A 26030-nucleotide genomic window follows, 5' to 3' on the forward strand; every position below is an offset into this window, starting at 1 on the left:
TTCGATCCGGGTCTCATGCGATTCTGCGGTGCAATATTCTGTTGCGCCGCACAATTCCGACATGATATTGCGGTAAGCACAATGACGCATCGCTGATGGCGATGCCGCTCTGTTTCCCGCCAGCTGATGAAAGGCACCGGTGCCTTTCGCAGCCTCCACGGGTTTACTGATTTCACCCCCACCACGAAGGATGCACGCTATGGCCGAATCGACCGATCCGTTCTCATCTTCCGTTATCCCGTTCCAGGTGCCGGAGCAGGTCCGCGCGTTCGCCGAAAAGGGCGTCTCGCAGGCGCGCGAGGGTTATGCCAAGTTCAAGGACGCTGCCGAGACCCATAACAGCACGGTTGAAGCTGTGTTCGGCACGGCCACCAAGGGCGCTGCCGAATATTCGGCCAAGCTGCTCGACATTGCCAAGACCAACACCAATGCGGGTTTCGACTTCGCCCAGTCGCTGATCGGCGTGAAGTCGCCTTCGCAGGCGATGGAGCTGTGGACCGCTTTTGCGCGCAGCCAGGTTGAAACCTTCACCGGTCAGACCAAACAGCTGGCCGAACTCGGCCAGAAGATCGCCACCGAGACCGCCGAACCGATCAAGACCGGAGCTTCGAAACTGTTCCAGCCGGCCGCCTGAGCCGATCGCACCGCCAAATAATCGCAAGCCCGGGCCGCAAGCCCGGGCTTTTGTTTGCGCCAAAAATCATCATCGCGGCCTTGCCAAAGTGATGCGTTGCACCTAGTTTCCCGCCTGTTCGGGACCACCTGATTTTGGGGCCGGTCAGGATGCAGTTGTAGCTCAGTTGGTTAGAGCGCCTGTTTGTGGAGCAGGAGGTCGGTGGTTCGAGACCACCCAACTGTACCATACAAATCAATTATTTAGCCGATTCGAGCGTGGCCGCTGCTTTGGGCTGGGCCAATGTCTGACCGCTCGGGTCGGGCCGATAATGCCGGCGCGACGGTCATGTCATTCAGCGTGCCCACGATCTGTTCGAGGCGATCGGGATTGGGTACGAACAGCCCGCCTTCGGGCAACTGGACATCGTAAATACCCGCGTGCTTCCGCCAGGCCGGTCATGGAACTGGATTGCCATCGTTCCGTTGGCTTCCGACAAGGAGGCAATCATGATCGACGCTGACATCAGCAATACCGCTATTGCGGTGATGTGCGACATCGCGCGAGCCTCCGGGCTCGATCTCAATGCCAATAAACGCGCAGTGCTTGACGGGTTGATTGCCCAAGGCCTTGTCGAAGTGATCGATCAAGCCAAGCCGGCAGCGGGGCCAAAATTTGCGATCACGTTGAAAGGCCAGCAGCTGCTCGACAAGCGCGGCGTTGGCGTCAACGAGGCCTGACGTGGTTTCCTGCGTTGATCGCTCTCGCTGCTACTTGCCTTTGCAGAGGATCTCACTAACCCCTTCAAGAAGCGCCTTGGTCCAGATTGCATAGCCGGCATCATTCAGGTGAATGCCATCGTTTGTGTATTTCGCCGGCATGGACGGGATAGTGACAAGGCTCGCGCCAGCATCGCCGACGATGGTTGGCAGCAACGCGTTGTAGCCGTCGATCGTCTCATTGTTGATGCGCGGGCTATCGGCTTTGCCAGCTTCAACAGGCGTCACGGTCGCGATGGCCATTCGTGGAGTCGTGGATTTCAGCGTCGCGAGCAAAGCGAAATAGTTGGTCCTGTATAGGTCGGTGTTCAAAGGGATTGCAGCATCGTTGAGTCCGAGGGAGATGACGACCATGGCGGCTTGCTTTCCGCCAAGCGCTTTTGTCAGCATGGCGTCGAGACCGCTCGACGTCGTGGATCCGTCGATCCCGGCATTAATGATAGGTCGACCGCAGACAGCGCGTGGGAAGCTTGCCCTGCGGACGATGCTGTCACCGAGGATGACCACGGGATCGTCGACCTGTTTTAGGGCGGCCCTGATCAGCAGCGGCCGCGGCGGGGTCGCGTCATTGCCCTTGGGCCATGCCGCCCAGACGCACAATCCAACGAAGCCGACAATGCCGATACGGGTCCAGTTCATGGTGGTGAACCGGCCGAGTGGGTTTGAAGCGCCGCTTTTGTCTCACTATTCATGTTAGACCGTCTCTCGCATGAGGCCGCGACGGCGCAAAAGCGCCGCGATGTCCGCGAGAAACTACAGGGCCGGTGCGAAGGCAAGTCCGATCCATGCGGCGTTCTGCCTTGCCAAGCCTGCGATCGTCCCCGACATTCCCGGGGATAACGAGCAACCAGGGGGACTTATGCCGGTACGTCCAGGAATCTTGAGCGAGGGGCTTGCGCTGTCAGTTGTGATCGGCCTGTCGTTTCTGGCGACGCCGTCACAGGCCTATACTCAGGACCAGCAACAGCTCTGCACCGGCGATGCCTTCCGGCTCTGTAGTGCAGTTATCCCCGACGTCGATCGCGTGACGGCCTGCATGATTCAGAAGCGGACGCAATTGAGCCCGGGTTGCGCGCAATTCTTCCGTGAACCGGCAGCCCGGGCGACGCCGGTTGGCGCGCGCAGACCCGCTGCCAAATCGCGAAAGGCGAAGAGGCCGGCCAGCGCGCGCTGATCAATCATCGCTTTCGCTTCTGTGGATGTTCAGCAAGCAGGTCGCGGCGCGTGTAGCGGCGCAATCTTGATTTGTCGGAGCGCAGCACCATCGCCAATCGTGGCAAAAAAGTGAACCCGGGACAAACTGACACGTTGGGTATCACGGCACGAAGCAACATCTCTGGACGACAAGGAGCGTCATTTTGAGCAGTGAAACCAATATCGACTACAAGGCCGAGCTTAATCGGCACCTTGCTTGGTTTGAAACCAAACTTCCGCCCGGACCGGCTCGATTTGTAGGTTGGTTGCGCAAGCCCTCGTCGAAACTCGTTCGATTCCCGCTTGGCATTTTGCTCATTATCGGCGGGATTTTCAGCATTCTTCCTGTGCTGGGCCTCTGGATGTTGCCGCTCGGACTCATTCTTATCGCGCAGGATATTCCGCCCCTGGAAAAACCGGTGGCGCAATTTCTCGGTTGGCTTGAGCGTAAATGGATAGAGCGTCAGCGTGCGAAAGGCATTGTTATCAGCGGCCCGGACACAACACGTTCTAAAGACGCTGATAGCAAGATTTGAGCGTCCGATTTGATACCAAGGTGCGACAAAGTGGCGACAAGCGTACTACACCTGACTCATTTCGGGTCTGTTGCGCCGCACTGTGTGACTCAAAAACCAACATTCCAAACAAATCAGGCACATATCCTTGAATTGCGCGTAAATATGACTTTAACGAATCAGCAGACTGATTCATTTTCGCCTCCTGGGGTCAATCTGGAGGCCAACATATGAACGTCATAGTTTTCGCATCGCGTAAAGGCGGCTCGGGGAAGAGTACCCTCGCTGCACATCTTGCTGCTCAAGTTCATAAATCAACGAAGCCCTGCTTGCTCATCGACGCGGATCCGCAGGGTTCGTTGACGCTGTGGCACAAGCTGCGGGGAACAAATGAACCACCGCTGAAGATCGCAAATCGCAGCGTGACCGAAATGGTTGCCGCCGCGAAGCGTGACGGTTTTGAATGGGTGTTCATCGACACACCGCCGAATACATCGGCTGTGGTCGACGATGCCATCAAGAACGCAACAATGGTGATCATTCCTGCGCGTCCCGGCGTGTTCGACGTCGACGCTGTGCAGGCTACGATCCAGAGCTGCCGCTCGGCTCGCAAGCCCTATGCGGTTGTCATCAACGGTGCTCCGGCACGCCGTGACGAGTCGGAAAGCCGTATCGTGACGATCGCCCGCGAAGCGCTCGCCAAGTTCAAGGCTCCGGTGTGGTCCGGTCAGATCACCAACCGTGCAGATCTCCTGCTCGCGCTTGGCAACGGCGAAGGCGCCCGCGAATATCAGGCAGAAGGCCGCGCAGCCAGCGAGATCGGGAAACTGTGGGCGGCGATCGAACGTTCGATCAAGGCTATTCGCGGTAACGGATCGGCGACCGGCGCGATGCACAAGCAGGCGGCCTGATCGCCGTTCTGGTCTTTTGACTCCAGAAAAGCGCGCGAGACTCTCGCGCGTTTTTGTCGTTTGCGGCTATGCGGAAGCGGCGAAGTCTTCAACGAGCGCTGCCGTAGCTGTCATCGTTTTCTTGCCTTGGGTGATATTCAGGAAGTGCTCGATGTGGGCGGGTCGTCCGAGCAGGTAGCCCTGGACCTCGTCGCAACTCTCATCGCGCAAAAACTGAAGTTCGGCTTCGGTCTCGACACCTTCGGCCAGCACGGGAAGTCCCAGTCCGCGACCGAGGCCGAGCACCGCCCGCACGATCGCAGCTGCTTGGCTGTTGGTGTTGACCGATTTGATGAATGAGCCGTCGATCTTGATCTTGTCGAATGGAAAGGCACGCAGGTTCGACAATGACGAATAGCCGGTGCCGAAATCATCCATCGCGATGTGGACGCCGAGCGCCTTGATCTTGCGCAGGGTGGAGAGTGCGCGATCGAAGTCACGAATCAGGGCGGTCTCCGTGATCTCCAGTTCAAGCCGGCGCGCGGGTAAGCCCGTTTCCAGCAAGATCTCATGGACGGTCGCAATAAAGCTCTCGTGATAGATCTGCACTGCAGATACGTTGACGGCGATGGTGAGCGGCTGCTTCCAGTTCGCGGCTTCCTGGCAGGCGGTGCGCAGCACCCATTCGCCGATGTCAAGAATCGCGCCGGTCTCCTCGGCAACGGGAATAAAAATATCAGGCGGCACGTTGCCTCGCACTGGATGTGTCCACCGCAGCAGTGCCTCAAAACCAACTACCGTTCCGTTCTGAATGTCTTCTTGCGGTTGATAGGCCAGCTTCATCTGGTTGCCGGCGATGGCGTGACGCAAATCGTGCTCAAGCATTCGCCGATCGCGAACCGCTTCGCCCATTTTGGCCTCGAAGAAACGATAGGTGGCGCGGCCCTCGGTTTTGGCCCGGTAAAGCGCGGTGTCCGCATGGTTGAGAAGCGTCTCCTGATCCGTGGCGTCGTCGGGGCACAGCGCGATGCCGATACTGCCCGAGATGCCGTCGCTATCCGCGGCGCCGTCCTTGGCGAGCAGCGTTTGGAGGATTTCTTCGGCGAGACGTCCTGCGGCATCGGCATTTGGCAGACCCGGCAAAAGAATGGCGAATTCATCGCCCCCGAGGCGGGCAATCATCTGCCCTTTCTTGAGCATCGCCGTGATACGCAATGCGGCAGTCTGCAGCACCTTGTCGCCGGCGGCATGGCCGAACAGGTCGTTGACTTCCTTGAACCGGTCGAGATCGAGGTAGAGCACGGCGAGTTTCTTGCCGTCTGTCAGCGCCGCGATGTCCTGATCGATTCGTTCGTTGAAATGACTGCGGTTAGGCAGCGACGTTAGCGTGTCGTGTTGGGCGAGATAGCGGATGTGCTGTTCCGCTTTCTTGCGCGCGCGCAGGTCGCGAACGGCGATCACCTGATGTGGCCGTCCAGCGAAATCGATCGGCCGCAGGATCACCTCGACGGGAATCACCGAGCCATCGCGATGGCGCAAGCCGGCCTCGATCGGCTGGTTCGGGTGATCGAGCAATCTCTTGCGCGAGATGTCATCTGGAAAACAGGCTTCCAGCCCGGTGCCGATCAGCCGCGCAGTGGGTGAGCCGGCCAGCGTGGCGAAGCTGGTGTTGACGGTGACGATATCGCTGCCGTCACAGACCAGCAGGCCCTCGACGGCGGCATTGGCAAGGCCGAGCATACGATCGGCCTCAAGCTCTGAGCGCCGGTGGTCGCGGATGTCGAGCACGACGCCGGCCAGCGCCATTGCGATGATGGCAAAGCTTGCGATCGCGACACCGGCTGCGAGCCATCCGGCGGGCACGGCCAGTTGGGAAACTTCCACGGTGGGATCGGGGATGATCGAAACCGCGCCCATCGCGGTGAAATGATGGCTGCAGATCGCAAGCGTCAACAGCACGGCGCCACCGATCTTCCATTTTTCTTCGGTGCCATGGAGAGCCACGGGAAGAGTTGTCGCGCCAATTAGCGCGCCAAGCGCGATTGATACGATGACGAGCACCGGATCCCACAGGATGACTCCGGGGATTTCGAGTGCTGCCATGCCGATGTAGTGCATCGCGGCGATGCCGCCGGCGACGATGGCGCCGCCAAGCCATGGTCCGGGCCGCCAGTTTGGCAGCAACGACACCGCAAGTCCGGCGCCGGTCAGCAGGATCGCCACGACCAGCGACAGGATGGTCAGAAGGATGTTGTAGCCGCTCGGAATTCCTGGTGAGAAGGCTAGCATCGCGACGAAATGCGTTGCCCAAATCCCGAAGCCGGTGGAGATCGCGGACACCATCAGCCATATGCCGCGCATCTGGCCGCTCGATCCGCGAGCGTGGCGCAACAGGTTGACCGCTGCGAAGGATGCAAGCGCGCAGATGATGGCTGCGAGCACCACGAGTTTCAGATCGTGGGCCGTCACAATGCAATTATAGACCTTGAACATGAACTGATACCGCAATGGTGGAAATACCAAGATTGCGGGAAGCTACGAGGAATTGCGTAAGGAGACGTAAATACCAGATTGCGGCGGTCATGCCGGTATTCGTCTCACTGTTGAACATGCTTACGAAACTGCAAACTCAACCGAGGGGGCCTTTTCGCGCATCTCTATCCAACCACACGGCAGGTTGGCCGCGCTATATCTTACGGCGCGAAACGATAACCAATGATCAACCCTGTCGTGAACCACATGCCGCATCATTGATGTGAGGGTCAACGATCGACGCGACTGACCACGTCCATCAGCTCGGCGATCTTACGTCGCTGATCGGCCTTGTCGCCTGACGAGATCGCGTGCTCGACGCAATGCGCGATGTGATCGCGCAGGATCTCTTCCTCGACGCGCCGCAGCGCCGCGCGGGCTGCCGCGATCTGCGTCACCACATCGATGCAATAGCGATCGGCCTCGACCATGCCGGCGAGGCCGCGGACCTGGCCCTCGATCCGTTTGAGGCGTTTTAAACAGGATGTCTTGATCTCGTTGCGCATCAGGTCCATATACCCCCATAGGGTATAAGTTTCAAGAGGCGAGGTCACGGTGGCAGAAACAACTCACACGCATACGGGGCACGATGCCCATGCCGGTCACACGCACGGTGCATGCTGTTCGCATGGTCACCATCACGAGGCTGCGCCGGCCAAAGTGCTCGATCCGGTCTGCGGCATGACGGTCGATCCCGCGACCGCCAAGAACCGCTTGATCTATCAGGGCCATGAATACTTCTTCTGTGGTGGCCGATGCCGCGAGCGCTTCAACGCTGATCCCGAGAGCTTTCTGAAGCCGAAGGAGCCCGCCGCGCCGGCGCCGGCCGGCACCATCTATACCTGCCCGATGCACCCGGAGATCCGTCAGGAAGGACCGGGGAGCTGTCCGATCTGCGGCATGGCGCTGGAGCCGGAGCAGGTCTCGCTCGACGACAAGCCAGATCCCGAACTGATCGACATGACCCGGCGCTTCTGGATCGCATTGGCGCTGACCCTGCCGGTATTCGTGCTGGAGATGGGATCACATCTCGGCCTGATGCAGCTGGTATCGCAGACCACATCGAACTGGATCTCATTGGTGCTGGCGACGCCCGTGGTGCTGTGGGCCGGCGCGCCGTTCTTCGAACGTGGATGGCGCTCGGTGGTAACGCGCAATCTCAATATGTTCACGCTGATTGCCATGGGTACAGGTGTTGCGTGGGTCTACAGCGTTGTGGCCACCTTCGCGCCCGGCCTGTTTCCCGACGCGTTCCGTGATCATCACGGTGCTGTGGCGGTCTACTTCGAAGCCGCTGCGGTGATCACCGTCCTCGTCCTGCTGGGACAAGTGCTTGAACTACGCGCACGCAATCAGACATCGGGCGCTATCCGCGCGCTGCTCGGTCTTGCGCCGAAGACCGCGCGACGCATAGGCAAGAACGGTGATGAGGACGTCGCCCTTGATGCCATTGCCATCGGCGATTTGTTGCGTGTGCGGCCGGGCGAGAAAATTCCGGTCGACGGCGTCATCACCGAAGGGCATTCGTCGGTGGATGAATCCATGGTGACCGGCGAGTCAATGCCGGTGAGCAAGGCTGAAGGCGCGCGCGTCATCGGCGGCACCGTCAACCAGAGCGGCGGCCTCGTGCTGCGGGCCGACAAGGTCGGCCGCGATACAATGCTGTCGCGGATCGTCGACATGGTCGCCAAGGCGCAACGCTCGCGGGCGCCGATCCAGCGCCTCGCGGATCGTGTCGCCGGCTGGTTCGTGCCGGCCGTGCTCGCTGCAGCCGTCATCGCATTCATCGCTTGGGCGACATTCGGGCCGGAGCCGCGGCTCTCGTTTGCGCTTGTCGCCGCGGTCACGGTGCTGATTATCGCGTGCCCCTGTGCGCTTGGTCTCGCAACGCCCATGTCGATAATGGTTGGCGTCGGCCGAGGTGCCCATGCCGGCATTCTCGTGCGTGATGCGCAGGCGCTGGAGCGACTGGAGAGCATCGATACGATCGTGATCGACAAGACAGGTACGCTGACGGAAGGCAGGCCGAAGCTGGTGAGCATCTCACCAGCGGAAGGTTTCAACGAAAGCGACATTCTGCGACTTGCTGCAAGTATTGAACGTTCCAGCGAACATCCGCTGGCGCAGGCCATTGTCAATGAAGCAAAGCAACGCAACGTGGTGCTGAGCGATGCCAGTGACTTCGCTTCGCCATCCGGCAAGGGCGCGTCGGGTATCGTCAATGGCAAGCGCGTTGCGCTCGGCAATGCGATGCTGATGGACGAATTGAAAGTGGATACGACGCGCTCCGACGGCGTCGCCGAGCTGGCGCGGCAGAACGGTGCGACTGCCATCTTCGTTGCCATTGATGGCAGCGTCGCCGGCGTGATGGCGATTGCTGATCCCGTGAAGCCATCGGCGCAGGACGCGTTGAAGAAGCTCCGCGCCGATGGCCTGCGTATCGTCATGCTCACCGGCGACAACGCGACGACCGCGAAGGCTGTCGCGAAGACGCTGGGTATCGATGAAGTCGAGGCGGGCGTATTGCCGGAGCGCAAGAGTGACGTGGTCGCGCGTTTGCGCGGCGAAGGCCGCCGCGTTGCGATGGTTGGCGATGGCGTCAACGATGCGCCTGCGCTGGCTGCCGCTGATGTCGGCATCGCCATGGGTACCGGCACAGATGTGGCGATCGAGAGCGCCGGCGTGACGTTGCTCACCGGTGATCTGATGGGACTCGTGCGAGCACGCGAACTATCAAGGGCCGTGATGAGCAATATCCGGCAGAATCTGACCTTTGCGTTTATCTATAACGCGGCTGGCGTACCGATTGCTGCCGGTGTGCTTTATCCGATCTTCGGCATCCTGCTGTCGCCGATGATCGGCGCTGCCGCAATGGCGCTGTCCTCGGTAAGCGTGATCGGGAACGCGCTGCGGTTGGCGAAGGTGAAGCTGGATAGATGAAAGTGTAGGATGGGTAGAGCGCGTTCGCGAAACCCATCAATCACACGCGCTGTCGAGATGGGTTTCGGGCCGGTGCGAAGCGCGCCTACGCTCTACCCATCCTACAAAAGCGCAAAAAAAAGCCGGACTCAAACGAGCCCGGCTCTGAGGTATTGGCCCCGAGAGGCCGACACAATCACCTTCCAAGAGGGATTACTGAGACTTCGCGCCACTGGAGGAGGGGGACAAATGCGCAGCGCGAAATCTCAGCGTCTGAGAAGTATGAGCCCTGCAGGTGGCATGCAGCAACGCATCACTTGGCATGTCTGACATGCTGGAAGCGTGGGCATGGCTGCCCATTAGAATTGCGGGTTAGGACGGCCAGCGTTGTGCCTTGCTGACGATGAAGTCACGGAACACCTGCACGCGGGCGACCGTCTTCAACTCTTCAGGATAGACAAAATAAGTATCGAGTTGGATCGAATCCGACTCGCTGAAGAGCTGAACCAGACGATCGTTTTCTTCGACCAGATAGTCCGGCAATGCTGCAATGCCCAAGCCCTGCTGGCAGGCACGCATCAGGCCCAGGATATTGTTGACCTTGAAGTAGGGGTCGCGCGGGCCGGAGCCGTTGCGGCCTGCATCGATCAGCCAGCTGCGGTTCTGCAGGTGCGGCGACACCTGTGCATCGCTCAGCATGATGATGCGGTGGCCGTCGAGTTCGTCCAGGGTGCGCGGCGTACCGAAATGCTTGATATATTCCGGCGAGCAATAGGCATGGAACCCCATCGCGAACAGCTTGCGTTGGATCAGGTCGGGTTGTGTCGGCTTGCGGGTGCGGATGGCCACATCGGCCTCGCGCATCGACAGATCGAGTTCCTCGTCGGTGACGATCAGCGAGATGCGAATTTCCGGGTAAAGCGCGGTGAATTCGCCAAGGCGCGGGATCAGCCAGTTGATGCCAACGCCAGGGGTCGTGGTGACCTTGAGGTCGCCGCTCGGCCGCTCGCGGCTGTCGGTCAGCTTCGCGCGTGCCGCCTGCAGCTGCATAAACACGTCATGGGCGGTGCGGAACAGCAGGTCGCCCTGTTCGGTGAGGATCAGGCCGCGGGCGTGGCGGTGGAACAGCGAGACCGCAAGTTCCTGCTCCAGCGCGCTCACCTGTCGCGAGACTGCCGATTGCGACAGGCCCAGTTGCTCGCCTGCATGCGTGAAGCTCCCCGCTTCCGCTGCCGCGTGAAACACCTTCAGCTTGTCCCAGTCCATATCCGTAAATCCGCCGCGGGTTCGTGCCATGATTATTCAGCTGCCGCGCGGTCGTGAGCATGCGCGGCGAGATAGCGTTCGGCTTCTAGGGCGGCCATGCAGCCCATGCCGGCGGCGGTGACCGCCTGCCGATAGGTTTCGTCCGCCACGTCGCCTGCGGCGAACACGCCGGGCATCGAGGTTGCGGTGGAATTCGAGGCCACTTCGACATAGCCCGAGGGCTTCAGCTTGATCTGGCCCTTGATGAGTTCGGTCGCAGGTGCGTGGCCGATGGCGATGAAGACGCCGTCGGCCGGCACTTCGATGGTGGCGCCGGTCCTGACATTCTTCAGGCGAACATGCGTGACCTTGGCCGGTCCTTCGGTGCCGCAGATCTCGTCGAGCGCCGAGTCCCAGATTACCTTGATCTTCGGGTGCTTGAACAATCGCTCCTGCAGGATGCGTTCGGCGCGGAAATGGTCGCGGCGATGCACGATGGTGACCTGGGAGGCGAAATTGGTCAGAAACAAAGCTTCCTCGACGGCCGTGTTGCCGCCGCCGACCACGATCACTTCCTTGTTGCGATAGAAGAATCCGTCGCAGGTGGCGCAGGCGGATACGCCGCCGCCCTGGAATTTCTCTTCCGACGGAATGCCGAGCCAGCGCGCCTGCGCGCCGGTGGCCAGGATCACGGTCTCGGCGAGATAGACGTCGCCGCTGTCGCAGGTCAGGCGAAATGGGCGCTGGCTCAGGTCCATATCACTGACCAGATCGGTGACAATCTTGGTACCGACGTGATGCGCCTGCTTCTCCATCTGCTCCATCAGCCAGGGACCCTGGATGACGTCGGCGAAGCCCGGATAGTTTTCGACATCCGTGGTGATAGTGAGCTGGCCGCCGGGCTGAATCCCCTGGATCAGGACAGGTTCAAGCATCGCGCGTGCGGCGTAGATAGCGGCGGTATAGCCAGCCGGGCCTGAGCCGATGATGACGACTTTGGCATGGATGGGGGCGGCCATGGTCGAGTCCCTTTCTGAAGGGAAATTGGTCATTGCTGAGGCGAAATGTGCCGGCGAACACGTCGCTGCGGCGTCGAAAGTGTTGTCTGTTAGTCTAGAATATCTGGCGAGCCATGCAAGAATTGCAATTCGTCCCGCCAATTTTTCCCCCGGAGACGCTTAATTTCTGCGATGCACGCGCAATAAAATTGCGCAAGTTGTGGCTCCTGCGCTAAGAGAGTTCAAATGGTCACTTTAAATACCAGCCAGGACCCGCGCCGCGTGCCGAAAAGCCTAGACGAGATCGATCTCAAAATTCTCAGTGAAATCCAGGCCGATGGCCGAATCACCAATGTGGAGCTCGCCAAGCGCGTGGGCATCTCGCCGCCGCCTTGCCTGCGGCGCGTCCGAACCCTGGAAGAGGCCGGTTACATCCAGGGATACCGTGGATTGCTGGATCCCCGATTGCTCGGATTCGATGTCACAGTTTTTGCCTCAGTCCACCTGTCGAGCCAGGCCGATGCCGACCTCAAGGCATTCGAGGACTTCGTCCGCAAGGAGCCTTTGGTTCGGGAATGCTGGATGCTGTCGGGCGAGATCGACTTCATTCTGAAATGCGTGGCGCCGGACATGGCGACGTTTCAGGAATTCGTCGGCCAGCTCACGGCCGCGCCGCATGTTCGCAACGTCCGCACGTCCCTGGTTCTGCAGAATTCGAAATACGCAGCCGCCGTGCCGCTCGAGTTGAAGACCGCCGACTAGCAGCGAGCGCCAAAAGCGAAGGGCGCCCACCTCGCAGTGAGCGCCCTTTTATATTGTTGTGATTTCGAGCTCAGCTCTTCTTGCGCAGTATCGTGTCGAGGCTGATCGGGCCCCCGCCCGAGGTCGACAAATACAGGCAGGAGAAGCAGAACAGGATGGCAGCGGTGCCGCCGTTCAGCAGCGGCAGGAAAACCGGATCCGCGCCCTTGAACATGTGGCCCATGAAATACGCGAAAGCCATTTCACCGGCGAGGATGAAGGCGACTGGGCGCGTAAAAAGGCCGAGCAGCAGTAGCGCGCCGCCGACGAGTTCAAGTGTACCGGCGACGGTGATCAGCGGCGGGATGTTCGCGAAATAGGGCAGAACCGGAAATTTGAAGATCTTGGCGATGCCGTATTGCAGCAGCAGCAGGCCGGTGATGAAGCGGAAAAGGCTTAGTGCAATCGGCTGAAACTTGGCTAGCGTTTGGTCCATGTCATTAGTCCCCCTGTGATGACCATCGCTTCTAGCATTACTGCAATGCAAAATGCTGGTCACTCTCGTGTGAAAAACACGTGAGCTGTGGAATTATCACAGAAGTTTCGGTGGGTAGCGATGGTCCGATAGCGCATTTAGAAAAACAATAAAAAAGCCGCGCATCATGCGCGGCTGTTTTATTCGCAGTGATCGCTGTCGATCAGCGCCACTCGACCTTGGCGATCTCATAGGCCTTGGCACCGCCAGGCGCGACGACCTCGACCGACGTTCCCTTGCTCTTGCCGATCAATGCACGCGCCAGCGGCGAGGTGATCGAGATGCGCCCCTTCTTGGCATCGGCTTCGGGCTCGCCGACGATCTGCCAGACGGTCTTCTTCTCGGTGTCCTCATCGATCAGGGTGACGGTGGCGCCGAACTTGATGGTGTCGCCTGAGAGCTTCGAGATATCGATGATGTCGGCGCGTGCGAGCTTGTCCTCGATGTCGCTGATGCGACCCTCGTTGTGGGACTGCTCTTCCTTGGCGGCGTGATACTCGGCATTTTCCGAAAGATCGCCATGAGCGCGTGCTTCGGCAATCTGCTCGATGATACGCGGGCGATGGACCGACTGACGTTCCTTTAGCTCGACCTCCAGCGCGGCAAATCCACCGGCTGTCATCGGGACTTTCTCAACCATTCTCTTCGTCCTTTAACGTCATGCGGCACGCCAGAGCGCGCGCACGAAACCATTCATTCTGCAAGATGTCGGCTTGGTCGCGCTCGCGGCCAGTTTTTAGATGCCGGCAAGTGCGGAAATAAAACAAAGACGAGACCGGTGAGTTCCGGTCACGTCCTGTTTATCACCCGATCCCGCCGGACCTGCAGTCCGCCCGAGCTCAAGTCTCCGAAAAGTAACTCTGCAGTGTGCGGACCTCAAGGTCCCCGCCCAGATAGGCCCGGACGCCTTGCGCGGCCGCAACGGCGCCAGAAAGAGTGGTGTAATATGGCACTTTATGCAAGAGGGCAGCCCGCCGCAGCGAGCGGCTGTCTGCCAGCGCCTGCGGCCCGTCGGTGGTGTTCAGCACCAGCTGGATTTCGCCGTTGGTGATGGCATCGACGATATGCGGCCGGCCTTCCAGCACCTTGTTGACCTTCTCGGCTGGCACGCCGTTGTCGACCAGAAAACGCTGAGTGCCAGAGGTCGCGAGCACCTTGAAGCCGCTCGACGACAGCAGCTTCACGGCCTCGAGAATGCGCGTCTTGTCGCTTTCGCGGACAGACACGAACACGGTGCCCTTGCGCGGCACGTGGGTGCCGCCGCCGAGTTGGCTCTTGGCAAAGGCGATTTCAAACGATGAGTCGATGCCCATGACTTCGCCGGTTGAGCGCATCTCAGGACCGAGCACCGTATCGACGCCTGGGAAGCGCGCGAACGGAAAGACCGATTCCTTGACGCCGACATGGTTGAGCTTGCGCTTCTTCAGATTGAAGTCGGCAAGCTTCTCGCCGGCCATGATGCGTGCGGCGATCTTGGCCACCGGCATGCCCATCACCTTGGCGACGAAGGGCACGGTGCGCGAGGCGCGCGGATTGACTTCGAGCACATAGATTTCGCCATCCTTAATGGCGAATTGCACGTTCATCAGCCCGACCACGTCGAGACCGAGCGCCATGTCGCGGGTCTGCTGCTCCAGCCGCTCGATCATTGCGGCATCCAGCGAATGCGGCGGCAGCGAGCAGGCCGAGTCGCCGGAGTGAATGCCGGCTTCCTCGATGTGCTCCATGATGCCGACGACGAAGGTATCCTTGCCGTCGCACAGGCAGTCCACATCGACTTCGATGGCGTCCGACAGGTAGCGATCGAACAGCAGCGGATTGGTGCCGAGCACCGTGTTGATCTGGCCGGTCTTGTCGTTCGGATAGCGCGCCTTGACGTCGCCGGGCACCAGCTCCGGCAGTGTGCCGAGCAGGTAGTCACCGAGCTGGCTTTCTTCGCGGATGATCTGCATCGCGCGACCGCCGAGTACGTAGGACGGGCGAACCACCAGCGGCAGGCCGAGATCTGCGGCGACGAGGCGCGCCTGTTCGACCGAATAGGCGATGCCGTTCTTCGGCTGCTTCAGCTTGAGCTTGTCGAGGATGCGCTTGAAGCGATCGCGGTCTTCGGCAAGATCGATGGCATCCGGCGAAGTACCGAGGATCGGCACGTCGGCGGCTTCCAGCGCGCGCGCGAGCTTCAGCGGGGTCTGGCCGCCGAACTGCACGATCACGCCATGCAGCGTGCCGTTCTGACGTTCGGTGTCGATGATCTCGAGAACGTCTTCAGCGGTCAGCGGTTCGAAGTACAGGCGGTCCGCCGTGTCGTAGTCGGTCGACACGGTTTCCGGGTTGCAGTTGACCATGATGGTCTCGTAGCCGGCATCCGCAAGCGCGAAACACGCGTGACAGCAGCAATAGTCGAACTCGATGCCCTGGCCGATACGGTTCGGACCGCCGCCGAGGATAATTACCTTGTTCTTGTCGGACGGCTGGCTTTCATCGGCGAAAGCACCGGCGAAGGACGACTCATAGGTCGAGTACATATAGGCGGTCGGCGAGGCGAATTCGGCGGCGCAAGTATCGATGCGCTTGAACACCGGGCGCACATCGAGCGAACGGCGCAGTGCTTTGACGTCAGCTTCGGTCTTGCCGGCGAGCACCGCGAGGCGCCCGTCTGAGAAGCCCATGGCTTTCAGCGTACGCATGCCGAAGGCATTGGCGGGCAGGCCGTTGGCCTTCACCTTGGCTTCCATCTCGACGATGCCGCGCATTTCGGCGAGGAACCACGGATCGATCTTGCAGGAGTTGAAGATCTCTTCGTCGGTCCAGCCTAGACGCATGGCCTGACCCACCTGCAACATGCGGTCCGGCGTCGGTGTCCCCAATGCAGCGCGGATCGCGTTCTTGTCGTCGCCGCGGCCGAGATCCTCGATTTCGATTTCGTCCAGACCGGTCAGGCCGGTCTCAAGACCACGCAGGGCCTTCTGCAGCGATTCCTGGAAGGTGCGGCCGATGGCCATCACTTCGCCGACCGACTTCATCGAGGTGGTCAGCGTGCGCGATGCGCCCGGGAATTTCTCGAAGGCAAAACGGGGAATCTTGGTGACGACATAGTCGATGGTCGGCTCGAACGACGCAGGGGTTGCGCCGCCGGTGATGTCGTTGGCGATTTCGTCCAGCGTATAACCAACGGCAAGCTTTGCCGCGACCTTGGCGATCGGGAAGCCGGTGGCCTTGGAGGCCAGCGCCGACGAGCGCGACACGCGCGGATTCATTTCGATCACGACCATGCGGCCGTCGGCGGGATTGACGCCGAACTGCACGTTGGAGCCGCCGGTCTCGACACCGATCTCGCGCAGCACCGCCAGCGAGGCGTCGCGCATGATCTGGTACTCTTTATCGGTCAGCGTCAGCGCTGGTGCGACGGTGATCGAGTCGCCGGTATGCACACCCATCGGATCGAGGTTCTCGATCGAGCAGATGATGATGCAGTTGTCCTTCTTGTCGCGGACGACTTCCATCTCGAACTCTTTCCAGCCGAGCACTGACTCTTCGATCAGCACTTCGTTGGTCGGAGACGCGTCGAGGCCGCGTTCGATGATGTCGAGGAATTCTTCGCGATTATAGGCAATGCCGCCGCCGGTGCCGCCCATGGTGAAGGACGGGCGGATGATCGCAGGCAGGCCGATCTCAGAGAGCGCCATCAGCGCCTGGCCGAGGGCGTGCTCCTGATAGCGTTTGCGGCGGTCGCCTTCGTGCAGGATCCATTGCCGCTCGTGCTCGGCAAGCGCGTCGCCGCTGAGCTTTTCTTTCTCGGCGTTGTGTTTGTCGCGATACTGCTTCTTCAGGTCCGACGCATTGGCGAGACGCGACTTCGGCGTTTCCAGTCCAATTTTTGTCATCGCCTCGCGGAATAGCTGGCGGTCTTCTGCCTTGTCGATGGCTTCGGCGGTGGCGCCGATCATCTCGACGTCGAATTTCTCCAGCGTGCCCTGCTTGCGCAGGCTGAGCGCGCAGTTCAGCGCGGTCTGGCCCCCCATGGTCGGCAGCAGCGCGAAGCCGCCCGGAATAACGTTGCGCTCTTTTTCGATGATCTTGGCGACGATCTCGGGCGTGATCGGCTCGATATAGGTCGCGTCCGCAAGTTCCGGATCCGTCATGATGGTGGCCGGATTGGAATTGACCAGAACGATCCGGTAGCCCTCTTCCTTGAGCGTCTTGACGGCTTGCGTGCCCGAATAGTCGAACTCGCAGGCTTGGCCGATCACGATAGGACCGGCGCCGATGATCAGGATGGTGGATATGTCGGTGCGTTTTGGCATTTAAACTCGCGGTGGTGACAAATCGGCACAAAAAAAGGGCGCGCATACGCGCGTCCCTCGGGCCCGGGCGCCAAACCAGCCATTGCCCCCTCAGGGAGGCCATGGGCCGATCCTCGCGCGCGGCTGTCTTTAGACCACTATAACGGGGCGGGGAAGGCTTTTGAAGGTGCCATCAACCGGCAATTTGGGCCGGTTTCGGACGCTTCAGAAGGTGTCCGGCGAGGACGAGCGCGAGGGCTGCCGCCTCGGCGCAGCCGCCGATCCAGCCGAGGTCGTTGGAGCTCAATGTCGACAGCACCACGCCGCCCAAGGCGCTGCCGGCGGCAAAGCCCATATACATGGCGGAGGCGTTCAGCGAGAGCGCGATGACCGAGGCTTCCGGCGTGACGCGCACGAGATGCGCGACCTGCCCGGGATAGAACATCCAGCCGGCAATGCCCTGAGTAAAAACGAAGACCAGAAACAGCACGCCCGCAGTGGCGGGCGGCGCGAATGTCAGGGCCACCGATTGCAGCGTCAGTGACAGCATCATGCCGATCAGGCCTAGCGTCGAGGTTCGGAGCGGCCCGATACGGTCGGACATCGTGCCGCCCGCGGTGTTGCCGATGGCCGCGGCCACGCCAAAGACCAGCAGTGCCAGGCTGATTCCGTTGGCGTCAAAGCCAAGTTGGTGCAGCGGCACAGCCAGATAGGTGAATGAGGTGAAGCCCCCGAGGCCCCAAATGCAGGTTACGGCAAGGGTTTTCAGCACTTCGGGATGGCGCGCTACGGCAAGTCTCTGACCGAGTGTGGCAGCAGTGCGTGGCAGACCGCGGGGCAATCCCAGCAGCAACCCGGCCAATGCGACGGCGCCGAGCGCGGCGACCATCACGAATGTCGCCCGCCAGCCAAAATGACTGCCGATCCAGGTTCCGAGCGGTACGCCCAGAACCGTCGCCACCGTCAGGCCGGAGATCACCAGCGACGCCGCGCGGCCACGGCGTTCCGGTGCAGCGATCGCGATTGCGACGGCCATGGCGGTCGGCATGCACAGTCCGGCGCCCACGGCCATCAGCATGCGTGACAGCAGGAGAGTGCCGAATGTGGCTGCAACGGCCGCCAAAAGATTTCCGACGATGAAGCAGACCAGCGCCAGCGAGACGACGGTGCGGCGGTCAAAATTGCTGAACAATACGGCCAGGATCGGCGAGCCGATGGCATAAGTGACGGCGTAAGCGGTGACCAATTGTCCCGTGGCTGCCAACGTGACATTCAGGTCCGTTGCCATGATCGGAAGAAGACCCGCAATCACAAAGGCTTCGGTGCCAATCGCAAATGCCGCCAAGGCCAGCCAGAAGATGCTCATCGCCAAATCCTTAGTTCAATGTTTCTTGAACATTGGATGGTGCGCTGCCAAATGTCAAATAGTTCAAGAAATATTGAACATTGCGGCCGCCGACCAGAAGCAGTATTCAGGAGCCATGAGCCGCATTCTCCCGCATCCGACCCGCGAACAGATCGAATTGCCTGCCGTGATGGATTGCCTGAGCGATCCGATCCGGCTGGAGATCGTCTACACTCTGGCCAAACGCGAGAAAGAGGTTGGTGAATTGCGCTGTGGCGATTTTTGCGGCCTCAGCGGCAAGTCCAATCTCACCTATCATTTTGCGAAACTGCGCGAGGCCGGCCTGATGGAAACGCGCGCGGTGGGAACGGCCAGATTGATGAAACTGCGCCGCGAAGATCTCGAGACCAGATTTCCGGGGTTGCTGGATGCGGTGCTGGCAGCGGCCGAGCGCGATGCCGAGCGCCTGCAGCTTCCGGTACTGGAATTTACCGAAGCCTGACAGCGCCGACGTACCGGCGGCCGACGTACTGGTGAACGTCTGAACGTCTGAAAGGTTGGAGGCCCAGCCTGGACTTGAACCAGGATAAAGGACGATGCGTCGCCCCCGCGTAGACATTTCCGCCACCGGGCCGAACACACTGTTACCGATTGCAGGTCGGTGATCTACCTCAAGTTTCACGAACCTTTTGTTAACCTTAACCTCCCAGATGCCAGGGTCCGAATGCAGTTAGAACGCGTGATGGGCGACGAAGGTCATGCGTGACGAATTGTGGCCAATATTGATCGGCGCCCGCGATGCCCGGAAACCGGCCGTAGTCAGCTTGGCCAGCATTTCCGTCTCGCTGTAGCGCTGCAGGCCGACCTTGGTGCGCAACTGGCGGTAGTCAGACAGGGCCGTTCGTACCAGACCGACGAGTGCATCCCACAGAAAGCCGTGCTCCCGGGCGAGCTTCAGCAGCGCCATCACATCGGTTGCCATGCCGACATCGGGCTGCAGGATGTCACCGACCACCAGCTTGCCGCCAGACGCCAGCAGTCGTTGGACGACCACAAAAGCATCGTCGAGTTCGGGGGGCGTCATGTACTGGGCTACGGAGTTCATGACCACGAGGTCAATCGATTGCGCCTCCATGTTGCGCAACTCTTCCAGCGAGCGGACCCGGATCTTGGTGATCGGAGCGAAGCGGGCGACCAGCCGGCCACGGACGCCGGGGGCAGGCTCCGCCAGGATCAGCTTGCTGCAGGCATTGGCCACCTTGGCGGCCGAGAGTGCCTCGCCGCAGGCATAGTCGAGCACGACAGCATCTTTGGAGGCGATGTAACCAATGATGTCGCGGGCGATGACCTCGAAATGCACCTCCCGATGCAGCTTGCTCGCGTAAATCGTATGCGTGGAATCGTAATAATCGATCCAATCTTCCATCGTCTGCCCGGCCCGATTGTTGTTCCCGTGTCGGGAACCCCTCTATTTGTAATGCGTTGAAACGGTCTAGAGCGTTTTCATGCGGGTGGGAAACCGCCTTTCCTTCAAGAACCGCAGTTTTCGGAAATTTGCAGTGCTTTCGGCCAAGACCACTCCCATTTTTCCTGAAATCTTCCGCCCTGACGACAATCCTCCAGCCATCAAGTCATTCGACACAGGAAGGTACGTATCGTGAGCACCAAGGCATCGAAAATCGCCGCAGAGATGAATACCCCGACCGACCTCTCAGCCGACGCCGTGGACAAGGTTGCCAAGGCGCTGAACGGGTTGCTCGCCGATGCCTTCGCGCTCTACCTGAAGACCAAGAATTTCCACTGGCATCTCAGCGGGCGCCACTTCCGCGATTACCACTTGATGCTCGATGAGCAGTCCGACCAGATTTTTGCGACGACAGATCCGTTGGCGGAACGCGTGCGCAAGATCGGTGGCCGCACGATCCGCTCGATCGGCGAGATCGCCAAACTGCAGACGATCAAGGACAACGACGAGACCTATGTGCCGCCGGTTGAGATGCTGCGCGAACTGATGAACGACAACAAGAAGATGGCAGCGGCGATGCGCAAGGCCCACGAGGTCTGCGACGATGCCAAGGACGTCGCCAGCGCCAGCCTGCTGGAAAACTACATCGACGATACCGAGCGCCGCACCTGGTTCCTGTTCGAAGCGTCCCGTCAGGAAGGCGGCAACGAGGCGTAAGCGTCGTCGCCGTCAACGCGCTCATTCCGAATGCGTCGAAACGCCCGCTTCACAGCAGGCGTTTTGATGTTTGAGATGCCGTCGTTTAACGATGGAGCCCGTAATGGTGCAGTCGATCAAGACCTTCTTGATGTTCGAAGGCCGCGCCGAAGAGGCGATGAATTTCTATGTCTCGCTGTTCGGCGATGCGGCCATTACCCAGGTGACGCGCTACGGCGCGGGTGAGCCCGGCCCCGAGGGCTCCATCCATCAGGCGCATTTCACCATCAAGGGGCAGTCCTTCATGTGCATCGACAGTCCGGCGAAGCACGGTTTCACCTTTACACCGTCGATGTCGTTGTTCGTGGATTGTGAAAATGCCGCGGAGGTCGATCGGTTGTTCGCCGGTCTGTCGGAGGGCGGCCAGGTGATGATGCCGCTTGATGCCTATCCGTTCAGCCCGAGGTTTGCCTGGGTGGCGGACAAATTCGGCGTGTCATGGCAGTTATATCTGCCTCAGAACTGAGCACGCAGCCGGGCGGATCTCTTGCAGGTGGAAAAACAGTGCGGGCATGAAAAAGGGCCTCGCGACGCATGCAAGGCCTTGGAAACATGTCTGCAAGATTTGGTAGCCAGAAAATTTGGTAGCGAGGAGTGGACTCGAACCACCGACCCCAGGATTATGATTCCCGTGCTCTAACCAACTGAGCTACCCCGCCACGGTATCCGGAGGGGACGAATTGTCCCCCGGCGAATGCGCGGCATATAAGAAGTCGAGGGACTCGATGTCAAGCAAGGCTGCGCCTGAAATCCGTGTCTGAAATCGATGTTCCTGCCACCCGGCCGCCGATTTTGAGGCCGGGTCGCTATTGCCGCCCGATCAGGTACTTATGACCGGCCTCTAGCCGCCGTCGAAGGCCTTTTTCAGGGCAGCCAGATCGAGTTTCACCATGCCCATCATCGCTGTCATGGCGCGCTTCGAGCCCTCGATATTGTCGCTGGCGACCATCTCCGTGAAGCCCTTGGGTACGATCTGCCACGGAACGCCCCAGCGGTCGTTGAGCCAGCCGCATTGCTGCGGCTTGCCGCCATTGGCGAGCAGGGCGTCCCAGAGCCGGTCGGTTTCAGCCTGATCGTCGCAATGGATGGTGAAGGACACGGCGTGACTGAACTGCGCTGGGCTGCCTCCGTTCAGGCCGATGAAGCTTTGACCGGCCAGTGTGAAGCCGACCACCAGTACGTCGCCGGCCTTACCGGACGGCGTGTCGATCGGGCTGCGCTGCACGGTGTCGACAGAGGAGTTCGGCAGTAGCGAACAGTAGAACTTCGCGGCCGCTTCGGCCTCGTTCACGAACCAGATGCAGGGGGAAATCTTCGACATCGGTGCTCTCCCTTTCTCTCGCTCAGCCCTGAGCCATCGCAGATTGCGCTGCGGCCATGTCCATCCACATCACTTCCCAGATGTGACCGTCGGGGTCCTCATAGCTGCGGCCATACATGAAGCCGAAATCCTGTGTCGGCGTCGGATCGGCACTGCCGCCGGCCGAGGTCGCCTTGCTCACCAGACCGTCAACTTCGGCGCGGCTGTCGGCGGAGAGGCAGATCAGCACTTCGCTCGACGTCTTCGCGTCGACGATCTTCTTCGAGGTGAACTGGCGATATTTATCGTGCGTCAGCAGCATTGCGTGAATGGTGTCGGAGAACACCATGCAGGCGGCGGTGTCGTCGGAGAATTGCGGGTTTTTGGTCGCGCCGACCGCTTCATAAAAGGCGACTGCGCGGGGCAGGTCGGTGACGGGCAGGTTGACGAAGATCATCTTGCTCATTGGACTAACTCCTGTGGGTGTATGCTCTGGGTACTTCGTTTTGGTGACTGTCCCGCAAAGGACGTGTGAGTTGGCCGTGATCCGACATCTCAGGTGAAATTCTTTCAGATATTTTCGCAGGCGGAATTTTTCTCCGCCGCGATCAATATTTTAGCCCGGCGATCTCCGCGTGCAGACGGAATGTCGCATGATCAATCCGCATTGCGAATTGCGGCGGCGGCCAAATCATCGTTGATTGCCAAAGACGCAAGACGCGTTCGCAGTGGGGTTCGACAACATGTCCTTTTCTTGGATGTGTTCCGGGCTAGACTGAACGACAACAATAAAAATACAGCCGGTCCGGGCATCACCCCCGGGATCGCAGAGGGAGAAACAAATGTTGCAATGCAATCGCTTTGCTGTGTCCGCTGCTGTCGCGCTCGTCGCGGCGGCCGCCGTGTTCGGCGGTGCATCCCAAGCGCAGGACTATCCCACTAAGCCGATCACGCTGATCGTGCCATGGCCCGCTGGCGGCTCCACCGATATCTCGATGCGCGCCATTGCGGATGCCGCCTCGAAACATCTCGGCCAGCCCATCGCCGTCGACAACAAGGGCGGCGGCGGCGGCACTGTCGGCCCCGCGACCATGGCGGCGGCGTCGAAGCCGGACGGCTACACCATCTCGCAGATTCCGATCACGGTGTTCCGGCTGCCCTTGATGCAGGAAGTCTCATGGAATCCGGACAAGGATTTCAGCTACATCATCCATCTCACCGGCTACACGTTCGGCATCACCACCAATGCGGAGTCGCAATTCAAGACCTGGAAGGACGTGGTCGATTTCGCCAAGGCCAATCCGGGCAAGGTGACCTATGCGACGCCGGGCACTGGCACCTCGCTGCATGTCGGCATGGAGCAGATCGCGGCACTGGCCGGCATCAAGCTCACGCAGGTGCCGTTCAAGGGCGGCGCTGAAACCAACGCCGCGGTGCTCGGCAATCACACCATGCTGCAGGCGGATTCCACCGGCTGGCGACCTTTGGTCGATGCCGGCAAGCTGCGTCTGTTGATGGTGTGGACCGACAAGCGGTCGCCGAATTTCCCGGACGCGCCGACACTGAAGGAAAGCGGCTATCCGATGGTCTATGACTCCCCGTTCGGCATCGCCGGGCCGAAGGGCATGGATCCGAAGATCGTCGCCAAGCTGCATGACGCCTTCAAGAAGGCCATCGAGGATCCCGCCGTCATCGCGACGCTGGCGAAATACGACATGGTGCCGAACTACAAGAACACCGAGGACTACAAGAAGTTCGTGGTCGAGGTCACCAATTCCGAGCGCAAGGTGATCGAGGGAATCGGGTTGGGCAAGAAGCCGAATTGATCGTCGAATAACGACGTCAGGCGCATGCGATGGGGTCCATCGCATGCGCCTTCATTTCATGTCGATGTTCCGGGATAGAAACGATGACTGACCAAACCCGCCCGCCATTCCGGCTCAACAATTCAGAACTCTGGACCGGCGTGCTCGGCATTGCGCTTGGCGTGTTCGTCATTCGCTCCGGCCTCAAGTTGAAGCTCGGCACCATCAACGATCCCGGCTCCGGCTTCATGCTGTTCTATATTGGCCTCCTGATGTGCGCTTTCGCCGTCACCATCATTCTCGCTTCGGTAACCGAAGGCGGACCGACCTTCGGCTCGCGATGGGAAGGTGCGAGCTGGGGCAAGCCGGGCGCGATCATCGTCATTCTCTCGGCTTACGCTTTCGCGCTCGAACCGCTCGGCTTCCTGATCTCGACCGTTCCGTTGATGCTGGTGCTGTTGCGCGTGATCGATCCCGTGCGCTGGACGCTGGCGATTCCGCTCGCGGTGCTGGCGCCTGTTAGTGTGTGGTGGGTGCTGAAACACGGCCTGCTGATCCAGTTGCCTTCGGGCATGTTCGAAATCGGCTGACGGGAAGCACAGATCATGGATGTTCTCGTCAATGTCATGCACGGCTTCGGCGTCGCGCTGCAGCCCGTCAATATTCTCTACTGCTTCATCGGTGTCTTCATCGGCACGCTGGTCGGTGTGCTGCCCGGCATCGGGCCGATTTCGGCGATGTCGCTGCTGCTGCCGGTCACACTGTCCGGCACGCCGGAGTCCGGTATCATCATGATGGCCGGCATCTATTACGGCTCGATGTATGGCGGCTCGACCACATCGATCCTGGTCAACATTCCCGGCGAAGCCGCCTCCGTCGTCACCTGTATCGACGGCCATCAGATGGCGAAGCAGGGCCGCGCCGGTCCGGCGCTCGGCATCTCTGCGCTCGGCTCCTTTATCGCCGGCACCTTCGCGCTGGTGATGCTGATGCTCGTAGCGCCATCGCTGGCCTCGGTCGCCATTGCCTTCGGCCCTGCTGAATATGCCAGCCTGATGGTGCTCGGCTTGGTGGTGCTGACCTTCCTCACGCAGGGGTCGATGGCCAAGGCCTTGTTGATGGCCTGTATCGGCATCGTGCTCGGTCTTGTCGGTCTCGACAGCATCACTGCACAGCCGCGGCTCACCTTCGGCCGGATCGAATTGATCGATGGCATCGGTCTCGTACCCGTCGTGATGGGGCTGTTTGGTCTGGGCGAGGTGCTGCTCAACACCGAGCAGGTCATCAAGCGCGACATCATCAATGCCAAGATCACGCAGCTCTTGCCCAACAAGGAAGACTGGAAGGCCAGCGCCGGGCCGATCGGGCGCGGTACCATTCTCGGCTTCTTTCTGGGCATTCTGCCGGGCGGCGGCGCGGTGGTCGCGTCGTTCGCGTCCTATGCGCTGGAGAAGCGGCTGTCGAAACATCCGGAGCGCTTCGGTCACGGCGCGATCGAAGGCGTTGCCGGACCTGAGGCTGCGAACAACGCGGCAGCAGGCGGCGCGTTCATTCCGCTGATGACGCTGGGCATTCCGCCGAATGTGGTGATGGCGCTGCTGCTCGGCGCTTTCGTCATTCACGGGCTACAGCCCGGCCCGCTGCTGATCACGCAGAACCCCGGCCTGTTCTGGGGCATCGTCGCCAGCATGTATATCGGCAACGTCATGCTGCTGGTGCTGAACCTGCCGCTGATCGGCATGTGGGTGAAGCTGCTGAAGCTGCCCTACAACGTGCTGTTCCCGCTGATCATCCTGTTCACCATCATCGGCGTCTATTGCAGTAGCAATAATGTGTTCGACGTCTATGTCATGGTCGGCTTCGGCGTCATTGGCTACTTCATGCGCAAGTTCGGCTATGAGCCGGCGCCGCTGGTGCTGGCCTTCGTGCTTGGTCCGCTGCTGGAGAACAATCTGCGCAAATCACTGATCCTGTCGCAGGGCGATCTGATGACCTTCGTCGAGCGGCCGATCTCGGCGGCCTGTCTTGTGCTGGCCGTCGTGCTGCTGATCGCACCCTTGCTGCCGGCACTACGCCGCAAGCGTGAGATGGTCGCGCTCGACGAGGGCGTGTAGC

The 26030-nt window shown here is 60.3% G+C and carries 25 protein-coding genes and 2 tRNA genes; 14 read left to right on the forward strand and 13 right to left on the reverse strand.

Translation table 11 applies throughout. The features are described 5' to 3' along the window. Positions 1-199 precede the first annotated feature (199 nt). The 3 genes from CIW50_RS19030 to CIW50_RS19040 all read left to right on the forward strand — a co-directional run bounded on the left by CIW50_RS19030 (position 200) and on the right by CIW50_RS19040 (position 1353). Positions 200-634, forward strand: coding sequence for a phasin (locus CIW50_RS19030; RefSeq protein WP_068728746.1), 435 nt, complete (start codon positions 200-202; stop codon positions 632-634). Between the two features lie 151 nt (positions 635-785). Further along, a tRNA-His gene (locus CIW50_RS19035) sits at positions 786-862 on the forward strand. 260 nt (positions 863-1122) lie between these two features. Further along, complete coding sequence (locus tag CIW50_RS19040; RefSeq protein WP_149532764.1) at positions 1123-1353, forward strand: hypothetical protein; 231 nt, start codon at positions 1123-1125, stop codon at positions 1351-1353. Between the two features lie 30 nt (positions 1354-1383). On the opposite strand, the gene CIW50_RS19045 is transcribed toward CIW50_RS19040, so the two are convergent. After that, positions 1384-2031 carry an SGNH/GDSL hydrolase family protein gene (locus CIW50_RS19045; protein WP_149532765.1) on the reverse strand — a complete coding sequence of 216 codons (648 nt, stop codon included), beginning with the start codon at positions 2029-2031 and terminating at the stop codon, positions 1384-1386. 220 nt (positions 2032-2251) lie between these two features. Here CIW50_RS19045 and CIW50_RS19050 point away from each other — a divergent pair, with 220 nt between their 5' ends. From CIW50_RS19050 to CIW50_RS19060, 3 genes are all read left to right on the forward strand, one after another. Beyond that, a complete protein-coding gene (locus CIW50_RS19050) occupies positions 2252-2566 on the forward strand; it encodes a hypothetical protein (RefSeq protein WP_246664352.1) in 315 nt (104 codons plus the stop codon). Between the two features lie 184 nt (positions 2567-2750). Beyond that, positions 2751-3122: a hypothetical protein gene (locus CIW50_RS19055; RefSeq protein ID WP_246664353.1), complete on the forward strand. Its 372-nt coding sequence runs from the start codon at positions 2751-2753 to the stop codon at positions 3120-3122. Between the two features lie 209 nt (positions 3123-3331). After that, positions 3332-4012, forward strand: coding sequence for an AAA family ATPase (locus CIW50_RS19060; RefSeq protein ID WP_149532767.1), 681 nt, complete (start codon positions 3332-3334; stop codon positions 4010-4012). A 66-nt stretch (positions 4013-4078) separates the two neighbouring features. Here the strand turns inward: CIW50_RS19060 and CIW50_RS19065 are convergent, their stop codons facing one another. Together CIW50_RS19065 and CIW50_RS19070 are read right to left on the reverse strand one after the other, a co-directional pair. Continuing rightward, positions 4079-6484: an EAL domain-containing protein gene (locus tag CIW50_RS19065; RefSeq protein ID WP_149532768.1), complete on the reverse strand. Its 2406-nt coding sequence runs from the start codon at positions 6482-6484 to the stop codon at positions 4079-4081. A gap of 269 nt (positions 6485-6753) precedes the next feature. Further along, positions 6754-7029: a metal-sensitive transcriptional regulator gene (locus tag CIW50_RS19070; protein ID WP_149532861.1), complete on the reverse strand. Its 276-nt coding sequence runs from the start codon at positions 7027-7029 to the stop codon at positions 6754-6756. Positions 7030-7078: 49 nt separating this feature from the next. On the opposite strand from CIW50_RS19070, the gene CIW50_RS19075 reads away from it, so the two are divergent. Further along, the gene (locus tag CIW50_RS19075; protein ID WP_149532769.1) at positions 7079-9463 is read left to right on the forward strand and encodes a heavy metal translocating P-type ATPase; all 2385 of its coding nucleotides are present in this window, start codon (positions 7079-7081) and stop codon (positions 9461-9463) included. A gap of 351 nt (positions 9464-9814) precedes the next feature. Here the strand turns inward: CIW50_RS19075 and CIW50_RS19080 are convergent, their stop codons facing one another. Together CIW50_RS19080 and trxB are read right to left on the reverse strand one after the other, a co-directional pair. After that, entirely contained in the window at positions 9815-10738 is a 924-nt protein-coding gene (locus CIW50_RS19080) for a LysR family transcriptional regulator (RefSeq protein ID WP_172980383.1), read from the reverse strand. A 2-nt stretch (positions 10739-10740) separates the two neighbouring features. Then, on the reverse strand, positions 10741-11706 hold the full coding sequence (trxB, locus tag CIW50_RS19085; protein ID WP_149532770.1) for a thioredoxin-disulfide reductase: 966 nt from the start codon (positions 11704-11706) through the stop codon (positions 10741-10743). Between the two features lie 225 nt (positions 11707-11931). Here trxB and CIW50_RS19090 point away from each other — a divergent pair, with 225 nt between their 5' ends. After that, entirely contained in the window at positions 11932-12447 is a 516-nt protein-coding gene (locus tag CIW50_RS19090; RefSeq protein ID WP_502707504.1) for an Lrp/AsnC family transcriptional regulator, read from the forward strand. Between the two features lie 70 nt (positions 12448-12517). Here CIW50_RS19090 and CIW50_RS19095 read toward each other — a convergent pair whose 3' ends face one another. From CIW50_RS19095 to CIW50_RS19110, 4 genes are all read right to left on the reverse strand, one after another. After that, on the reverse strand, positions 12518-12922 hold the full coding sequence (locus CIW50_RS19095) for a DoxX family protein (RefSeq protein ID WP_149532771.1): 405 nt from the start codon (positions 12920-12922) through the stop codon (positions 12518-12520). 202 nt (positions 12923-13124) lie between these two features. After that, on the reverse strand, positions 13125-13601 hold the full coding sequence (gene greA / locus CIW50_RS19100) for a transcription elongation factor GreA (protein WP_116663255.1): 477 nt from the start codon (positions 13599-13601) through the stop codon (positions 13125-13127). A gap of 199 nt (positions 13602-13800) precedes the next feature. Continuing rightward, positions 13801-17265, reverse strand: coding sequence for a carbamoyl-phosphate synthase large subunit (gene carB / locus CIW50_RS19105; RefSeq protein WP_149532772.1), 3465 nt, complete (start codon positions 17263-17265; stop codon positions 13801-13803). Between the two features lie 172 nt (positions 17266-17437). Next, positions 17438-18610 carry an MFS transporter gene (locus tag CIW50_RS19110; RefSeq protein WP_149532773.1) on the reverse strand — a complete coding sequence of 391 codons (1173 nt, stop codon included), beginning with the start codon at positions 18608-18610 and terminating at the stop codon, positions 17438-17440. Positions 18611-18725: 115 nt separating this feature from the next. On the opposite strand from CIW50_RS19110, the gene CIW50_RS19115 reads away from it, so the two are divergent. Next, positions 18726-19091: an ArsR/SmtB family transcription factor gene (locus CIW50_RS19115; protein WP_149532863.1), complete on the forward strand. Its 366-nt coding sequence runs from the start codon at positions 18726-18728 to the stop codon at positions 19089-19091. A gap of 228 nt (positions 19092-19319) precedes the next feature. On the opposite strand, the gene CIW50_RS19120 is transcribed toward CIW50_RS19115, so the two are convergent. After that, a complete protein-coding gene (locus CIW50_RS19120; RefSeq protein WP_149532774.1) occupies positions 19320-20015 on the reverse strand; it encodes a class I SAM-dependent methyltransferase in 696 nt (231 codons plus the stop codon). A gap of 264 nt (positions 20016-20279) precedes the next feature. Here CIW50_RS19120 and CIW50_RS19125 point away from each other — a divergent pair, with 264 nt between their 5' ends. Together CIW50_RS19125 and CIW50_RS19130 are read left to right on the forward strand one after the other, a co-directional pair. Then, entirely contained in the window at positions 20280-20771 is a 492-nt protein-coding gene (locus CIW50_RS19125; protein WP_149532864.1) for a Dps family protein, read from the forward strand. A 103-nt stretch (positions 20772-20874) separates the two neighbouring features. Continuing rightward, positions 20875-21276 (forward strand): VOC family protein, encoded by a 402-nt coding sequence (locus tag CIW50_RS19130; protein WP_197738381.1) that lies wholly within the window; start codon positions 20875-20877, stop codon positions 21274-21276. A 116-nt stretch (positions 21277-21392) separates the two neighbouring features. Here CIW50_RS19130 and CIW50_RS19135 read toward each other — a convergent pair. The 3 genes from CIW50_RS19135 to CIW50_RS19145 all read right to left on the reverse strand — a co-directional run bounded on the left by CIW50_RS19135 (position 21393) and on the right by CIW50_RS19145 (position 22576). Next, positions 21393-21469: transfer RNA gene (locus CIW50_RS19135), tRNA-Met, on the reverse strand. Positions 21470-21651: 182 nt separating this feature from the next. After that, positions 21652-22131, reverse strand: a complete 480-nt coding sequence (locus CIW50_RS19140) for a VOC family protein (protein ID WP_149532776.1) — start codon at positions 22129-22131, stop codon at positions 21652-21654. A gap of 22 nt (positions 22132-22153) precedes the next feature. Next, a complete protein-coding gene (locus tag CIW50_RS19145; protein ID WP_149532777.1) occupies positions 22154-22576 on the reverse strand; it encodes a VOC family protein in 423 nt (140 codons plus the stop codon). A 376-nt stretch (positions 22577-22952) separates the two neighbouring features. On the opposite strand from CIW50_RS19145, the gene CIW50_RS19150 reads away from it, so the two are divergent. From CIW50_RS19150 to CIW50_RS19160, 3 genes are all read left to right on the forward strand, one after another. After that, positions 22953-23936 carry a tripartite tricarboxylate transporter substrate binding protein gene (locus CIW50_RS19150; RefSeq protein ID WP_246664354.1) on the forward strand — a complete coding sequence of 328 codons (984 nt, stop codon included), beginning with the start codon at positions 22953-22955 and terminating at the stop codon, positions 23934-23936. Between the two features lie 83 nt (positions 23937-24019). After that, the gene (locus CIW50_RS19155; protein WP_149532778.1) at positions 24020-24505 is read left to right on the forward strand and encodes a tripartite tricarboxylate transporter TctB family protein; all 486 of its coding nucleotides are present in this window, start codon (positions 24020-24022) and stop codon (positions 24503-24505) included. A gap of 15 nt (positions 24506-24520) precedes the next feature. Then, a complete protein-coding gene (locus CIW50_RS19160; RefSeq protein WP_149532779.1) occupies positions 24521-26029 on the forward strand; it encodes a tripartite tricarboxylate transporter permease in 1509 nt (502 codons plus the stop codon). Position 26030 lies beyond the last annotated feature (1 nt).

This window comes from Tardiphaga sp. P9-11, from assembly GCF_008329525.1.
In the GTDB taxonomy this organism is placed as follows: Bacteria; Pseudomonadota; Alphaproteobacteria; order Rhizobiales; family Xanthobacteraceae; genus Tardiphaga.

Excerpts from the sequence above, each read along its gene's own strand:
- CIW50_RS19030 (WP_068728746.1), top strand. The coding sequence starts at position 200 with ATGGCCGAATCGACCGATCCGTTCTCATCTTCCGTTATCCCGTTCCAG.
- CIW50_RS19040 (WP_149532764.1), top strand. The coding sequence starts at position 1,123 with ATGATCGACGCTGACATCAGCAATACCGCTATTGCGGTGATGTGCGAC.
- CIW50_RS19045 (WP_149532765.1), bottom strand. The coding sequence starts at position 2,031 with ATGAACTGGACCCGTATCGGCATTGTCGGCTTCGTTGGATTGTGCGTC.
- CIW50_RS19050 (WP_246664352.1), top strand. The coding sequence starts at position 2,252 with ATGCCGGTACGTCCAGGAATCTTGAGCGAGGGGCTTGCGCTGTCAGTT.
- CIW50_RS19060 (WP_149532767.1), top strand. The coding sequence starts at position 3,332 with ATGAACGTCATAGTTTTCGCATCGCGTAAAGGCGGCTCGGGGAAGAGT.
- CIW50_RS19065 (WP_149532768.1), bottom strand. The coding sequence starts at position 6,484 with ATGTTCAAGGTCTATAATTGCATTGTGACGGCCCACGATCTGAAACTC.
- CIW50_RS19070 (WP_149532861.1), bottom strand. The coding sequence starts at position 7,029 with ATGCGCAACGAGATCAAGACATCCTGTTTAAAACGCCTCAAACGGATC.
- CIW50_RS19080 (WP_172980383.1), bottom strand. The coding sequence starts at position 10,738 with ATGGCACGAACCCGCGGCGGATTTACGGATATGGACTGGGACAAGCTG.
- trxB (WP_149532770.1), bottom strand. The coding sequence starts at position 11,706 with ATGGCCGCCCCCATCCATGCCAAAGTCGTCATCATCGGCTCAGGCCCG.
- CIW50_RS19090 (WP_502707504.1), top strand. The coding sequence starts at position 11,932 with ATGGTCACTTTAAATACCAGCCAGGACCCGCGCCGCGTGCCGAAAAGC.
- CIW50_RS19095 (WP_149532771.1), bottom strand. The coding sequence starts at position 12,922 with ATGGACCAAACGCTAGCCAAGTTTCAGCCGATTGCACTAAGCCTTTTC.
- greA (WP_116663255.1), bottom strand. The coding sequence starts at position 13,601 with ATGGTTGAGAAAGTCCCGATGACAGCCGGTGGATTTGCCGCGCTGGAG.
- carB (WP_149532772.1), bottom strand. The coding sequence starts at position 17,265 with ATGCCAAAACGCACCGACATATCCACCATCCTGATCATCGGCGCCGGT.
- CIW50_RS19110 (WP_149532773.1), bottom strand. The coding sequence starts at position 18,610 with ATGAGCATCTTCTGGCTGGCCTTGGCGGCATTTGCGATTGGCACCGAA.
- CIW50_RS19115 (WP_149532863.1), top strand. The coding sequence starts at position 18,726 with ATGAGCCGCATTCTCCCGCATCCGACCCGCGAACAGATCGAATTGCCT.
- CIW50_RS19120 (WP_149532774.1), bottom strand. The coding sequence starts at position 20,015 with ATGGAAGATTGGATCGATTATTACGATTCCACGCATACGATTTACGCG.
- CIW50_RS19125 (WP_149532864.1), top strand. The coding sequence starts at position 20,280 with ATGAATACCCCGACCGACCTCTCAGCCGACGCCGTGGACAAGGTTGCC.
- CIW50_RS19130 (WP_197738381.1), top strand. The coding sequence starts at position 20,875 with ATGGTGCAGTCGATCAAGACCTTCTTGATGTTCGAAGGCCGCGCCGAA.
- CIW50_RS19140 (WP_149532776.1), bottom strand. The coding sequence starts at position 22,131 with ATGTCGAAGATTTCCCCCTGCATCTGGTTCGTGAACGAGGCCGAAGCG.
- CIW50_RS19145 (WP_149532777.1), bottom strand. The coding sequence starts at position 22,576 with ATGAGCAAGATGATCTTCGTCAACCTGCCCGTCACCGACCTGCCCCGC.
- CIW50_RS19150 (WP_246664354.1), top strand. The coding sequence starts at position 22,953 with ATGTTGCAATGCAATCGCTTTGCTGTGTCCGCTGCTGTCGCGCTCGTC.
- CIW50_RS19155 (WP_149532778.1), top strand. The coding sequence starts at position 24,020 with ATGACTGACCAAACCCGCCCGCCATTCCGGCTCAACAATTCAGAACTC.
- CIW50_RS19160 (WP_149532779.1), top strand. The coding sequence starts at position 24,521 with ATGGATGTTCTCGTCAATGTCATGCACGGCTTCGGCGTCGCGCTGCAG.